We start from the raw sequence: 14114 nt of genomic DNA on the forward strand, positions 1-14114 counted from the left end.
AGGCCTAGGACAGGACGATCAACACCACCCGACGGTTGGCCTGCCGACCCGCCCGGTCGGTGTTCGGAGCCACCGGCGCTTCGGCGCCGAAGGAGATGGTCCCGATGCGGTTCAGGGCGACGCCCTTCTGGCTGAGATAGCGACGCACCGCCTCGGCGCGCTGCTCGCCCAGCCGATAGGCGGCGGTGCTCTTCGCCTCCGTGGCGTCGGTGTGGCCCTGGATCTCCACATAGACATTGCGGTTTTCGCTGATCAGCTTGCCGGCCAGGGCGTCGAGTCGCGCCTGGGCCTCGGGGGTCAGGGTCGCCTTGGCCGCCGGGAACTTTAGGCTGTCGTCGGACAGAACCTGGGAATAGGCGAACTTGCCTCCGGCCAGCTTGCCGGCCGCGTCGGCCCGCTGCAGCGCCTCACGCGCCGTGGCGTCCACGCCCGAAATCCGGGCATCGTGGGCGGCGACCTTGGCGTCGACGACGCCGACCTGCGTATTGACGTACTCTTTGGTGGCGCAGGCGCTCAGGCTCACGGCCCCGAACATCATCGCTCCCGCGATCACCATCTTCGACGCATGCTGGATCATTGTCGGTCTCTCCGAGGCGGTCCGTGTGACCGCGGTTAGCCTTAAACGCAGATCATCGCGTCTGGTTCGAAGCTGCGACGCGCCGCCGCAGTCAAGCTGGAGGCGGGTCGATCTTTGCCGGAGCAATGCGCGGGCGGCGACGGCGGTCTCGGGGTGTACGCACAGGATTCCATGGCCAAGGTCATTGAGGCGACACTCGAACCCTCCCCTGCTGACAACGCTGCTGACAGGTTTTGACACTCGGCCGGACTAGGACTCGCCGCGAGGCTCGCCGATAAGGTCGAATGCGACGTTTGTTCGCATAATGTTCCTGTGTTATCGCTGACTCTCGGAACTACATTAGGCGGGGCCCGCTGAGCGCAGGGGGCGGATTGCGTTTCCGGAAAAACATGGCCGAACAGCTTAACTTCATCCGCGTGCGCGGGGCGCGTGAGCACAATCTCAAGAACGTCAACGTGGACATTCCGCGCGGCGAACTGGTGGTGCTGACCGGGCTGTCGGGCTCGGGCAAGAGTTCGCTCGCCTTCGACACCATCTATGCCGAGGGCCAGCGGCGCTATGTCGAGTCGCTCTCGGCCTATGCCCGCCAGTTCCTGGAGCTGATGAGCAAGCCGGACGTGGACCTCATCGAGGGCCTGTCGCCGGCCATCTCCATCGAGCAGAAGACCACCAGCCGCAATCCGCGCTCCACGGTCGGCACGGTCACCGAGATCCACGACTATATGCGCCTGCTGTGGGCCCGCGTCGGCGTGCCCTATTCGCCGGCCACCGGCCTGCCCATCGAGAGCCAGACCGTCTCTATGATGGTCGACAAACTGACGGCCTTGCCCGAGGGCGAGCGGCTCTACCTGCTGGCTCCCGTGGTGCGCGGCCGCAAGGGCGAGTACCGCAAGGAGATCGCCGAGTGGCAGAAGTCGGGCTTCCAGCGGCTGAAGATCGACGGGGAGTTCTATCCCATCGAGGACGCCCCGGTGCTGGACAAGAAATTCAAGCACGACATCGACATTGTCGTGGACCGGCTGGTGACCAAACCGGGCCTCGAGACCCGCTACGCCGATAGCATCGAGACGGCGCTGAAGCTGGCCGACGGCATCGCGGTGGCGGAATGGGCCGACAAGCCGGAGGGCCAGGACGAGCCCCGGCGCCTGCTGTTCTCCGAGAAGTTCGCCTGCCCGGTCTCCGGCTTCACGATCAGCGAGATCGAGCCGCGGCTATTCTCGTTCAACAACCCCTATGGCGCCTGCCCGGTCTGCGACGGCCTGGGGGCCAAGCTCGCCTTCGACGCCGACATGGTGGTGCCGGACAAGGACAAGACCCTGCATAAGGGCGCCATCGGACCCTGGTCCAAGGGCCCCTCCCCGCTCTACACCCAGACCCTGCAGGCGCTCGCGCGCCACTACGGCTTCTCGATGGACGAGCCCTGGTGGAAGCTCTCGGAGGCCGCCCGGAACGTCGTGCTCTACGGATCGGGGACCGAGAAGATCAAGTTCGTCTATGACGACAACGCCCGGAAGTACGAGGTCAACAAGACCTTCGAGGGCGTGCTGCCGAACCTGGAGCGCCGCTGGCGCGAGACGGATTCCTCCTGGGTGCGCGAGGAGCTGGGCCGCTATCAGTCCGAGACCCCCTGCGAGGCCTGCGACGGCTATCGCCTGAAGCCTGAATCCCTCGCCGTGAAGATCGACGGCAAGCATGTGGGCGAGGTCAGCCGGCTTTCCATCCGGCACGCCGGCGAGTGGTTCACGGCGCTCAACGACACGCTTTCCGACAAGCAGATGGAGATCGCGCGCCGGATCCTGAAGGAGATCAATGATCGCCTGCGCTTCCTGGTCAATGTGGGCCTGGACTACCTGAACCTCAGCCGCGCCTCGGGCACCCTGTCGGGCGGCGAGAGCCAGCGTATCCGCCTGGCCAGCCAGATCGGCTCAGGCCTGACCGGCGTGCTCTATGTGCTGGACGAACCCTCCATCGGCCTGCACCAGCGCGACAATTCCCGCCTGCTGGAGAGTCTGAAGGGCCTGCGCGACCTCGGCAATTCGGTCCTGGTGGTCGAGCATGACGAGGAGGCGATCCTGACCGCCGACTATGTCATCGACATGGGCCCGGCGGCCGGCGTCCACGGCGGCGAGATCGTCGCCGAGGGCACGGCTCAGCAGGTGATGGACAACCCCGCCAGCCTGACCGGCCAGTACCTTTCGGGCGTCCGTGAGATCGCAGTGCCGGAGGACCGCCGGCCGATCTCCAAGAAGAAGATGCTGCGGGTCGTCGGCGCCACCGGCAACAACCTGAAGAACGTCACCGCCGAGATCCCGGCCGGCACCTTCACCTGCATCACCGGGGTGTCGGGCGGCGGCAAGTCGACCTTCACCATCGAGACGCTCTACAAGGCCGCCGCGCGCCGGCTGCACAACGCCTCGGACGCCCCCGCCCCCCACGACAAGATCGAGGGGCTGGAGATGTTCGACAAGGTGATCGACATCGACCAGTCGCCCATCGGGCGCACGCCGCGCTCGAACCCGGCCACCTATACCGGCGCCTTCCAGCCGATCCGCGACTGGTTCGCCGGACTGCCGGAGTCCAAGGCGCGCGGCTATGGGCCGGGCCGGTTCAGCTTCAACGTCAAGGGCGGCCGCTGCGAGGCCTGCCAGGGCGACGGGCTGATCAAGATCGAGATGCACTTCCTGCCCGACGTCTACGTCACCTGCGATGTCTGCCACGGCAAGCGCTACAACCGCGAGACGCTGGAGGTGCTGTTCAAGGGCAAGTCCATCGCCGAGGTCCTGGACATGACCGTCGAGGAGGCCGCCGACTTCTTCAAGGCCGTGCCGCCGGTGCGCGACAAGATGGAGACCCTGAAGCGGGTGGGCCTTGGCTATGTGAAGGTCGGACAGTCGGCCACGACGCTCTCGGGCGGCGAGGCCCAGCGGGTGAAACTCTCAAAGGAGCTGTCGCGCCGGGCCACCGGCAAGACCCTCTACATCCTCGACGAACCGACCACGGGCCTGCACTTCGAGGACGTGAAGAAGCTGCTGGAAGTGCTCCACGAGCTGGCCGACCAGGGCAACACCATGGTGGTCATCGAGCACAACCTGGACGTCGTGAAGACCGCCGACTGGATCGTCGACTTCGGCCCCGAGGGCGGCGACGGCGGCGGCGAGATCGTGGCCCAGGGCAGCCCCGAGCAGGTGGCCGCCAACCCCAAGAGCTGGACCGGCCGCTACCTCGCCGAGATCCTCAAACGCCACGAGGAACGCCGCGGAGCCAGGCGGCGGAAGCTGGTGAGTGCTTAGCGCCGTCCCTCCTCCTTGTGGGGAGGGATGCTTGCCCTAGAGCCCGCCGAACAGCGGCAGGGTCTCGGGGGCGAGGGCGCCTTCGATCTCGAGCATGCGCATCTTGGTGTCGGTCCCGCCGGGGGCCGAGAAGCCGCCCTTGCCGCCGCCGGCCGCCAGCACCCGATGGCACGGCACCACGATAGGCTACGGATTGGCGCCCAGCGCCTGGCCGACCGCACGGGACACCGAGACATCGCCGATCTCCCGGGCGATCTCGCCATAGGTGCGGGTCTTGCCGGGCGGAATGGCGCGGGCGATCTCGTAGACGCGCAGGTTGAAGGGCGCGACGCCCTGCGTGTCCAGTTCGATCTCCGTCAAGTCGAGGCGCTCGCCCCGCAGCAGGGCCTGGATGCCGGCGATGGCCGCCTGGACGGACGGCGGCGGCGCGGTTTCCACCGCCTCGGGAAACCGGCGCGCGAGTTTGGCGCGGGGGTCGGAGGGCCCGATCGGCGGCAGGTGCACACCCAGCAGGCCGCGCTCGCCCCAGACCACGCCGCAGGTTCCGACCGCGGTCTCAAAGAGGGTGAAGCCTTGGGTCATGACGCCAATCTAACACCGGTCGCCCATCGGTTCTCGCGGCTTTCGGACATCGACCTTCCGCAGGGATAATCGCTTGCGTTCAAACAAGCGTTCGAAATAGTTTGGCCGGATAACTTAGTTCATTTGGGAAGCACCATGATCCTCTACGGCGCGCCGATGCCGGCGCCGAACCCCTTCCGCGTTCGCATGTTCCTCGCCGAGAAGGGCATCGACCTGCCGGAGACCAAGGTCGACATGTTCAAGCGCGAGCATAAGTCGCCGGAGTTCCGCGCCAAGAATTCCATGGGCCAGATCCCGACCCTGGAACTCGACGACGGGACCTGCATCTCCGAGACCGTCGCAATCTGCCGCTATTTCGAGGAAACCAATCCAACTCCGCCGCTGTTCGGCACGACGCCCGTGGAGAAGGCCCTGGTCGACCAGTGGGTCCGCCGGGTGGAGTTCGCGGTGATGATGCCGGTGGGCAGCTACTGGCGCCACGCGCACCCGCGCACCGCAGCCCTGCTGACCCAGTACAAGGACTTCGGGGAGAGCAACAAGGAGACCTACAAGGGCGCGCAGAAGTACCTGAACCGCGAGCTGGAAGGCCGTGAGTTCCTGGTCGGAGACAGCCTGACAATGGCCGACATCTGCCTGCTCTCGACGGTGGACTTCGCCGAGTGGATCGGCCTGCCCGTGGAGGAGGAATTCGCCAACCTAGTCGCCTGGCGCGCCCGGATGAAGGCGCGGCCCAGCGCCAGCGCCTAGGCTTCCTTCAGCGCCCGATAGGCCACGGCCGCGGGCGAGACCAGGACCGCGAAATAGAGCGCGTTCAGGAAGCCGCCGAAGATCGTGTAGGCGACCATCGGCGGCGTGTAGTAGGCGGCGACGGAGCTCAGGTCGGGCGAGAAGATCTTGCCCACCGATGCGATGTCGCCGCCCGCGAGGATGGCCGCGATCGCCATGAAGATCACCATGGCCAGCAGCAGGACCACCACGACGCTGGCGATGGCCAGGATATAGGCGCCCAGCAGCTTCCAGAACTGGCCCTTGGTCAGCGCCCAGGAGTCGAAGACCGAGATCCTGCGCTCGGCGAAGGTGATGACCGGGGCGAGGGACAGACGCACGGCGACGTAGAGCAGAAGCCCCAGGAAGAAGAGCCCCAGGCCCACCCCGAACAGCGGCGATCCCAGCAGTCCGTAGGCCATCCCGGCGCCGATGCCGCCCAACAGCACCACGATCGTCACGGCCGCCAGGCTCAGCAGGAAGTAGATCAGGGTGAGGACGGTCAACCTCAACTCGTCCTGCCCCAGCCGCAGGTAGCCGAAGCCGGTGTCCTCGGGGCGCAGGATGGCTCGATAGACCGCCGCGGCCAGCACCGCCTGCACGGCCAAGCCCATCGGGATCAGGATCGCGTAGAGCGGGCCGAGCGCCGCCAGGTTGTCGAGGGCCGCCTGCGGATCGGCGTTGGGATTGTTGGCCTGGGCCTCCAGGGCCATCAGGTTCTGGCCGCCCATGGTCACCAGCAGCACCGGCATCAGCAAGCTGATGATCAGATAGAACCCCGCCCAGATCAGTAGGACCCTGGGCTTTTCGCGGGTGATCCGGAAACCTTCAAAAGCGGCGTCTGTCGCCGAAAACGCAGTCATCTCATTCCCCAGGCCAAGTCCTCGTCCAATAACGAGTCGGCCGCCCCTTTGGCTGCGAACATGGGCGTGGCGGGCCCGTTCCCGCAAGGCCCGGCTCGCGATCCCCGCGCGAAGTTGCTAGTTAGTCACGCATGTCGATCTCCCCTGTTCATATCGTCGGCGGCGGCCTGGCCGGTTCCGAGGCCGCCTGGCAGGTCGCCCAGGCTGGCGTCCCCGTGGTCCTGCACGAAATGCGGCCCGTGCGCGGCACCGACGCACACCAGACCGACGGCCTGGCCGAATTGGTCTGCTCCAACTCGTTCCGCGCCGATGATTGGACCGGCAACGCCGTGGGCCTGCTGCACGCGGAGATGCGGCGGCTGGACTCGATCATCATGTCGGCGGGCGACGCCCACCAGGTTCCCGCGGGCGGCGCCCTGGCCGTCGACAGGGAAGGCTTCTCCCAGGCTGTCACCGCAAGGCTCGAGGCGCATCCCTTGGTCACCATCGCGCGCGAAGAGGTGGCCGGCCTGCCCCCGGCCGACTGGGACAGCGTGATCGTCGCCACCGGGCCCCTCACCTCGCCCGCCCTGTCGGCGGCGGTGCTAGAGCTGACCGGCGAGGGCGAACTCTCGTTCTTCGACGCCATCGCCCCGATCGTGAACGTCGAATCCATCGACATGGACATCTGCTGGCGCCAGTCGCGCTACGACAAGGTCGGCCCCGGCGGCGACGCGGCGGCCTATATCAACTGCCCGATGGACAAGGCCCAGTACGAAGCCTTCATCGACGCCCTGCTGGCCGGCGAGAAGTCCGAGTTCAAGGACTGGGAGCACGTCCCCTATTTCGACGGCTGCCTGCCCATCGAGGTGATGGCGGAGCGCGGCCGCGAGACCCTGCGTCACGGGCCGATGAAGCCGGTGGGCCTGACCAACGACCACGACCCGCAGACCAAGGCGCACGCCATCGTCCAGTTGCGGCAGGACAACGCCCTGGGCACGCTTTGGAACATGGTCGGCTTCCAGACCAAGCTGAAGCACGGCGCACAGACCGAGATCTTCCGCATGATCCCGGGCCTGGAGAAGGCGGTGTTCGCACGCCTCGGCGGCCTGCATCGCAACACGTTCCTGAACAGCCCCAAGCTGTTGGACGCCCAGCTTCGGATGAAATCTCAGCCACGCTTGCGGTTCGCCGGCCAGGTGACCGGGGTCGAGGGCTATGTGGAGAGCGCCGCCATCGGCCTGCTGGCCGGCCGTTTCGCCGCGGCCGAGCGCCTGGGCCGGCCCATCGAGGCGCCACCGGCCACCACCGCCCTGGGCGCCCTGATCGGCCACATCACGGGCGGCCACATCGAGGCGGGCAAGGGCAGCTTCCAGCCCATGAACATCAACTACGGCCTGCTGCCGCCGCTGGACGATGCGGTGGTCAAGCGGCGCGAGGACGGCAGCCGGATCGGCTCGAAGGAACGCGGCCGGGCCAAGAAGCTGGCGATGGGCGAACGCGCCCTGGCCGACCTCGACAGCTGGGCCACGAGGGTTCCGCTGGCGGCGGAATAGCTCAGGCCCGGACCGCGCCGCCGACCTGGGCCGTCAGCCGGGCGCGCAGGCCGTCCAGAATCACCGCCAGGCCGAACTCGAAGCCGGCCTCGCTGTCGGCGGCCCCGCCGCCCGTCTGCTCGTCCAGCGCCCAGCCCAGGGTGAAACGCGACAGGGTGCGGAAGGCGAGGTGCGCCTCGGTGTTGGTGAAGCCGGCACGCTCCAGTCGCTCCACCATGCCCGGGACCACGGCGATCGCCTGCGCGCCGGTGGGATGGCGCCCGGTCAGCAGCCGGGCTCCGTCGCGATGGGACAGCGCCGCCTTGCGTATCACCCGCGCCCCGGCGGCCAGCCATTCGTCCCACTCCCGCGCCCGCCGGACCGCGGGGTCGGTCTGCAGCACCTCGCCGAACATGGCGTCCGACATGTGGTCGAACAGGGCGTCCTTGTTCTTCACGTGCCAGTAGAGCGAAGGCCCGGCCACGCCCAGCACCTCCGCCAGCCGCCGCGTCGTCACGCCCTCCAGGCCCTGCTCGTCCAACAGCCGCAAGGCCGCGGCGACGATGGTCTTGCGATCCAGGCCCATGCCATCTCCCAGGCGATTGACTCGTCCCTAGCATCGCTAGAGGATGCCTAGCACTGCTAGAGAACTCCGTCTTAACGGAGAGCAAACCGTGGGGAAACGCATATGAACGTCAAGACCATGACCGCCCTGGCCGCCCTGCTGGCGGTGAGCGCCTCCGCCGCCGCCGCGCAGAACGGCGAACTGCGCTGCCCGGCCAAGGATTGCCCCGGAGATGTGGTGGTCGCCCCGGGCTCGGTGGTCGACCCCAAGACCGGCCGGAAGTTCTTCCTGGACTATCCGAAGGACCTCAAGCCCGGCGAGAAGGTGGTGTTCGTGTTGAACCTGCACGGCGGCGGCAGCTTCGGGAACTGGCAGCGCCACTACTTCCCCATCGTCGATCAGGTGGACAAGTACCGGCTGGTGGTGGCGACGCCGAATGCGCCGCCCCGGATCTGGCAGCCGAGTGACGACGCCCACCTGCAGAATGTCGTGGACATGGTCTATGACCGCTTCGGCGCGGCCAACATCAAGGCCTTCTGGCTGGCAGGGCATTCGCAGGGCGGCATGACCTCGCGTCGCATCGTCTGTTCCGACTATTTCGCGCCGAAGGTCACCGGATTTCTCAGCCTTTCCGGCGGACGCGTCGGCGGCCAGCCCGAGCGGACCGGCCGTGGGCCGGCCCCTCAGCGCGGGGCCACCGCGCCCGACGGCCCGTCGCCCGAGATGATGGCCGCCATGGCGCGCAGCATGGCCGCGCCGCTGGCCTGCGATTTCTCACACATCTACACGACCGGCGAGCATGAGGTCGTCGCCCTGCCGCAGACCTCGGAATGGGCGGCGAAGTACGGCTGCGCGGCACGGGAGAAGCGGGCCGACATCGTCGACACCACGGCGGGCTATGTCTACGACACCAGCCGCCAAGACCCGCCGACCAAGGCCTGGGGCCGCCCGGCCGGTCCCGGCCGCACCGAGGTCTTCGTCTATCCGAACTGCAGAGACGGCCGGGTGGTCGCCGACCTGGTGCGGATCGACAAGGGCCATACCGAGGGCCTGGAACCCCACGTGGTCGAGGAGATCGTCAAGCTGATGGTGGCGGCGAAATAGTCAGACCCGCCCGGTCAGCACGGCCCAGAGCAGGCGGATCCGGGCGGCCAGCTCGGAGGGGCGGGCGCCCTTGGCCCTGACGCGGGCCAGGGTCGCATGCGCCACCGCCGGGAAGGCCGCCGGCGACAGGCCCCGAGCGCCGGAAAGCGCCGCGTTCAGGGCGGCCTGCGCGCCCTCCCCCGTCATGCCCGCCGTTCCCATCAGTCGCCCGATCGCCCAGGCCCGGCCGCCGCTGGCCGCCTTGGCGGGATCGGCGGAGGGGTCGAGAATGCGGGCGGCCAGCATCGCCGCCGCCCCGCCGGTGTTGGCCGCCCATTCCAGGGCGTCGGCCAGGTTCATGGGTTCGGGCGAGAGCTCGCGATAGCGGGCGTCGATCATCGCCTCCAGCGGCTCGCGGGGAAGGCCGTGGGCGGCGGTGGCCGCCGCCAGGGCCTGGGCCGTGGGGTGATGGCGCACGGGACGGCCCTCGAACACCTCATCCAGCACCTCGCGCCACCAGGTCAGGCGGATCTCGCCCATCAGGGCGTTGGAGGCGACCTTGGGCGCGCGCGCCAGCTCGTAGTCATAGGCGTAGAGGGCGATCACATCGGCGCGCGCCCTGGCGTCGGCCACGAACCGGCTGGAGAGCCAGCGGTCGGGGTCCACCCGGGCGATCAGGCCGTCGAGGTCGTCGGGAAGGTCTTGTTCGGGCATGGCTCAAAGCAAAAGGCCCGCCAATGCGGCGGGCCTTCCGATCCTAATGGATTTCGGCGATCAGCCGAAGATGGTCTGGCTCATGGTCATGGTGACCAGCATAGGCACCGACAGCAGGGTGTTGATGCGCGAGAACAGCATCGCCGTGCGACCGGCCTTGGCCTTGGCGTCCGCGTCGGCCTCGACGAGACCCAGCGCGATTTTCTGGTTCGGCCAGATGAACGCCCAGACGTTGATGAACATGATCGTGGCCAGCCACATGCCGGTGCCGATCATGGTGTGCTGCGGCACCGAGAAGCCCTCGGTGGCGCCGAGGCTGAAGGCCTCGATCAGATAGCCGCGGTTCATGGCGAGCACCACGCCCATGACCCAGGTGGCCAGGGCCGCCCAGCGGAACCAGAACAGCGCCTCGGGCGCGATGTACTTGGAGACGGCGGGCTTCAGCTCGGCCGGGATGGCCGGCATGACCCGGATCTGGACGAAGTTGAAATAGTACAGCAGCCCGATCCAGAGGATGCCGAAGAAGGTGTGCAGCAAGCGGAACACGGCCTGCCAGAAAATGGCGTCGGTCGAGCCGTAGTGGCTCATATAGCCCGCGACCATGATGATCGCGAGAATGAAGCTCACGATCATGGTGTTGCGGAAATTAGAAAGCAGTCCGGCCATCGATGAGCCCCTCACGATTCCTACCCAGGGACTCCGGTATAGGGCGTTTCCACTGATGCGGGAAGGCGCGAGCCTCAGATCGCGATGAGGGCGGCGGCGAGCCTGCGGCCCTCGGCGGTCAGGACGTTGTAGAGCCGCGCCGCGGCGGCCGTGTCCATGAATTCCAGGCCGATTCCGGCCTTCTGCAGGGTCTCGCGCACCGCCTTCGGCGGCAGGGCGTTGATCGCCCCCACCCCCAGCAGCACGAACTCCACCTCGGCGCGCCCCGCCGCCAGCACATCGGCAAAGCTGGCGGGGGTAAGCTCGGCCAGCGAACGCACCGGCCAGACGGTCGGCTCGTCACGCAGGATCAGCAGCGAGCCCTGATGCCGGCCCGAGGAGAGGCGGAAGCCGCCGTCGCCATAGGCATCGATCTGGGGCGCGTCGCGGGCCATCGACCGATCAGGGCCGCTGGGCCGCGCCCGCCGCGGCCGGCCGGACCTCGTCTTCCTCGCCCCGCTTGACGCCCAGCATCAGCAAGACCGGCGCGGCGATGTAGAAGGACGAATAGGTGCCCACCACGATGCCGAAGATCATCGAGATCGAGAAGCCGAGCAGGGCGTCGCCGCCGAACACGGCCAAGCCGGTCAGGGCCATGATCCCGGTCACGCCGGTGATCGCCGTCCGAGACAGGGTCTCGTTGATCGAGAGGTCGATGACGTCGCCCAGGGGCATTTTCTTGTACTTGCGCAGGTTCTCGCGGATCCGGTCGAGGATGACCACGGTGTCGTTCACCGAATAGCCGATGATGGTCAGGATCGAGGCCACCGCCGTCAGCGTGAATTCCATCTGGGTGAAAGCGAACAGGCCGAAGGTGAGCAGCACGTCGTGGACCAGGGCCGAGGCCGCGCCGATCCCGAAGGTCAGGCCGAACCGGAACCAGATGTAGGTCATCATCATCCCGATCCCGAGCAGCAGGGCGAGCACGCCGTTGCGGAACAGCTCGCCCGAGACCTTGGGACCGACGACCTCGGTCTTCTTGAAGTTCAGCGGACCAAGCGCCTTGACCAGCTCGGCCTTGACGCCGTCCACGGCCCGGGTGGCGTGGGCCGCGTCCTTGACCTCGAACCGGACCAGCACGTCGCTGGCCTTTCCGAAGGCCTGGACCTGGATGTCGCCGACACCCTGCCCCGCCAGGGCCTGGCGGATCTTGCCGAGGTCGGCGGGCCTGCCGTCGACCGTGGAAAGCTCCAGGACCGTCCCGCCGCGGAAGTCGACGCCGCAGTTCAAGCCGCCGCAGGGCGGGGTCGCCGGCCAGATGGTGAAGAACAGCGAGGCCGCGCAAGCCAGGGCCGAGATGCCGCCGATGATCGGCGAGTACTTGACGAACCTGAAGTTCGTCTTGACCGGCAGCAGCTTGATTAGGGGCCAGAATTTCGACATGGCGCTCACGCGATCGGGAGGGATTTGGGCCGCGCGACGCGGAACCAGATGCCGAGCAGGACCTGGGTCACCAGCACGGCGGAGAAGACCGAGGTGATCACCCCGATGGCCAGGGTCCAGGCGAAGCCCTTCACCGGTCCGGCCCCCAGCGAGAACATGATCATCGCCGCGCCCAGGTGGGTGATGTTGGCGTCGAACACGGTGACGATGGCGCGGCTGAAGCCGGCGTCGGCGGCCGAGACCGGCGAACGGCCCGCCCGCACCTCGTCGCGCATCCGCTCATAGATCAGCACGTTGGCGTCGACGGCCACCGCAAGGGTCAGGATCAGACCGGCGATGCCCGGCAAGGTCAGGGTCGCCTGAGTCATGGACATGGCGGCCACCAGCAGGAAGCCGTTGACCACCAGGGCGATGATCGAGATGCCGCCGAACAGCAAGCCGTAGGCCAGCAGCATGAAGATCAGCACCGAGCCGAAGGCGATATAGGCGGAGATCTGGCCGGACTTGATGGCGTCCGCGCCCAGTTCGGCGCCGACCGTGCGCTGCTCCTCGACATTGAGCGGCGCTGGCAGGGCGCCGGCGCGCAGCAGGACGGCGAGATCGTTGGCCGATTCCGGCGTGAAGCTGCCGCTGATCTGGCCGGAGCCGCCGGTGATCGGCTCGTTGATGTTGGGCGCCGAGATCACCTTGCCGTCGAGGATGATGGCGAAGCGCTTGCCGACGTTCTGGCTGGTGGCGTCGGCGAAGCGGCGCGCGCCCTGACCATTGAATCGGAACGAGACGACCGGGGCGCCGGTCTGCTGTTCGAAGCTCTGCTGGGCGTCGGTGAGCATCTCGCCGGTGACGAGCGCGCGCTTCTTGACCAGCAGCATGGTGGAATAGCCGTCCTCGCTGGGCAGCAGCTCGGAACCCGGCGGGATACGGCCGGCAGCGGCCTCCTGCAGGGTGACGCTCTCGTCCACCATCTGGAAGCTGAGCTTGGCGGTTTGGCCGATGATGGCCTTCAGCCGCTCCGGATCGCTTTCGCCCGGCGCCTGGACCACGATGCGATTGACGCCCTGGCGGGAGATCGAGGGCTCGCGGGTGCCCAGTTCGTCGATCCGGCGGCGGATGATCTCCATCGACTGCTCGACCGCCTTGGCGGCCTCGGCGTTGACCGCCTCCTCGGCGAAGGCGATGCGGATGACGCCATTGTCGGTCCGAACCGCGAGGTCGCGGCCACCAGGCGCGCCGGGAAGGTCTGACCCGACACGGGTGCGCAGGATATTCTGGGCGGTGTTGAGCTGAGCGGGGTCGGTGATCCGCACCGTGACCTCGCCATTGGCCTGGCCCAGGTCCGAGAACACGATCTTCTCGTCGCGCAGGGTCGTGCGGACGTCCTCGATCAGGTTGGTCAGCCGTTCGACCCGCAGGGCCGCGGTGTCCACCTCAAGCATGAGATAGGACCCGCCCTGGAGGTCGAGGCCGAGGTTCAGCCGGTTCTTCGGCATGAAGCCCGGCAGGGCGTCGACCACCTTCTGAGGCAGGGCGTTGGGCAGTGAGAACAGGACGCCGAAGATCACCGCCAGGACGACGAGGATCACCTTCCAGCGCGAGAGAGCGATCATGAGAGGGTTACGCCCTAGGCCTTGGAGTCGTTGGCCGGAGCCGGTTCACCGCGCACGCGCACCTCGGAGATCATGCCCTTGACCACCTTGACGGTGACGCCCTGGGCGATCTCGACGCCGATCTCCTTGTCCTCGACGCGGACGACCTTGCCGATCACGCCCGAATTCAGGACGACGGTGTCGTTGCGCTTCAGGTTGGAGATCATCTGCTGATGCATCTTCATCCGCTTCTGCTGCGGGCGGATCATCAGGAAGTAGAACAGCACGACCAGGCCGACGAGCGGCAGGAACTGGATCAGCATGTCCTGCGGGCCGGCGCCTGCGGCGCCTCCGACGGTCTGGGCGAAAGCGGGGGTGGCGAACATGGCGCTCCGAAGTCCGTATTCGGGCGCATGGTTCGCGCCCTGATTTCAAGTCGGCGGAAGCTATGCGTTGCGACCGCCTTTTGCAATGGAACGGCTTGGCG

General features: G+C 67.4%; 13 protein-coding genes and 1 pseudogene. 4 read left to right on the forward strand and 10 right to left on the reverse strand.

Annotation, left to right across the window (positions count from 1 at the left end; all coding sequences use genetic code 11):
• Positions 1 to 4 precede the first annotated feature (4 nt).
• Positions 5 to 577 carry an OmpA family protein gene (locus M9M90_RS12900; protein ID WP_254833634.1) on the reverse strand — a complete coding sequence of 191 codons (573 nt, stop codon included), beginning with the start codon at positions 575 to 577 and terminating at the stop codon, positions 5 to 7.
• Positions 578 to 966: 389 nt separating this feature from the next.
• Between M9M90_RS12900 and uvrA the strand changes: the two genes are divergently transcribed.
• A complete protein-coding gene (uvrA, locus tag M9M90_RS12905) occupies positions 967 to 3867 on the forward strand; it encodes an excinuclease ABC subunit UvrA (protein WP_254833635.1) in 2901 nt (966 codons plus the stop codon).
• A gap of 36 nt (positions 3868 to 3903) precedes the next feature.
• Here the strand turns inward: uvrA and M9M90_RS12910 are convergent.
• Positions 3904 to 4449, reverse strand: a pseudogene (locus M9M90_RS12910) (methylated-DNA--[protein]-cysteine S-methyltransferase).
• Between the two features lie 135 nt (positions 4450 to 4584).
• Between M9M90_RS12910 and M9M90_RS12915 the strand changes: the two are divergent.
• Positions 4585 to 5196 carry a glutathione S-transferase family protein gene (locus tag M9M90_RS12915; RefSeq protein ID WP_254833636.1) on the forward strand — a complete coding sequence of 204 codons (612 nt, stop codon included), beginning with the start codon at positions 4585 to 4587 and terminating at the stop codon, positions 5194 to 5196.
• Here M9M90_RS12915 and M9M90_RS12920 read toward each other — a convergent pair.
• Positions 5193 to 6077 (reverse strand): hypothetical protein, encoded by an 885-nt coding sequence (locus tag M9M90_RS12920; protein ID WP_254833637.1) that lies wholly within the window; start codon positions 6075 to 6077, stop codon positions 5193 to 5195. The genes M9M90_RS12915 and M9M90_RS12920 overlap by 4 nt on opposite strands.
• A gap of 131 nt (positions 6078 to 6208) precedes the next feature.
• On the opposite strand from M9M90_RS12920, the gene trmFO reads away from it, so the two are divergent.
• Positions 6209 to 7612, forward strand: coding sequence for a methylenetetrahydrofolate--tRNA-(uracil(54)-C(5))-methyltransferase (FADH(2)-oxidizing) TrmFO (gene trmFO / locus M9M90_RS12925; RefSeq protein WP_254833638.1), 1404 nt, complete (start codon positions 6209 to 6211; stop codon positions 7610 to 7612).
• A 1-nt stretch (position 7613) separates the two neighbouring features.
• Here trmFO and M9M90_RS12930 read toward each other — a convergent pair whose 3' ends face one another.
• Positions 7614 to 8177, reverse strand: a complete 564-nt coding sequence (locus M9M90_RS12930) for a TetR/AcrR family transcriptional regulator C-terminal domain-containing protein (RefSeq protein WP_254833639.1) — start codon at positions 8175 to 8177, stop codon at positions 7614 to 7616.
• 102 nt (positions 8178 to 8279) lie between these two features.
• On the opposite strand from M9M90_RS12930, the gene M9M90_RS12935 reads away from it, so the two are divergent.
• Positions 8280 to 9260 (forward strand): alpha/beta fold hydrolase, encoded by a 981-nt coding sequence (locus M9M90_RS12935; RefSeq protein WP_254833640.1) that lies wholly within the window; start codon positions 8280 to 8282, stop codon positions 9258 to 9260.
• On the opposite strand, the gene M9M90_RS12940 is transcribed toward M9M90_RS12935, so the two are convergent.
• From M9M90_RS12940 to yajC, 6 genes are all read right to left on the reverse strand, one after another.
• Entirely contained in the window at positions 9261 to 9953 is a 693-nt protein-coding gene (locus tag M9M90_RS12940; RefSeq protein ID WP_254833641.1) for a squalene/phytoene synthase family protein, read from the reverse strand.
• Positions 9954 to 10013: 60 nt separating this feature from the next.
• Entirely contained in the window at positions 10014 to 10619 is a 606-nt protein-coding gene (locus M9M90_RS12945) for a urate hydroxylase PuuD (RefSeq protein WP_254833642.1), read from the reverse strand.
• Between the two features lie 74 nt (positions 10620 to 10693).
• Positions 10694 to 11053: an Mth938-like domain-containing protein gene (locus M9M90_RS12950; RefSeq protein WP_254833643.1), complete on the reverse strand. Its 360-nt coding sequence runs from the start codon at positions 11051 to 11053 to the stop codon at positions 10694 to 10696.
• 7 nt (positions 11054 to 11060) lie between these two features.
• Positions 11061 to 12041: a protein translocase subunit SecF gene (secF, locus tag M9M90_RS12955; protein WP_254833644.1), complete on the reverse strand. Its 981-nt coding sequence runs from the start codon at positions 12039 to 12041 to the stop codon at positions 11061 to 11063.
• Positions 12042 to 12046: 5 nt separating this feature from the next.
• Complete coding sequence (gene secD, locus M9M90_RS12960; protein WP_254833645.1) at positions 12047 to 13648, reverse strand: protein translocase subunit SecD; 1602 nt, start codon at positions 13646 to 13648, stop codon at positions 12047 to 12049.
• Between the two features lie 14 nt (positions 13649 to 13662).
• A complete protein-coding gene (yajC, locus tag M9M90_RS12965) occupies positions 13663 to 14013 on the reverse strand; it encodes a preprotein translocase subunit YajC (protein ID WP_371876852.1) in 351 nt (116 codons plus the stop codon).
• Positions 14014 to 14114: the final 101 nt, after the last annotated feature.

The organism is Phenylobacterium sp. LH3H17, from assembly GCF_024298925.1.
Classification (GTDB): Bacteria; Pseudomonadota; Alphaproteobacteria; order Caulobacterales; family Caulobacteraceae; genus Phenylobacterium.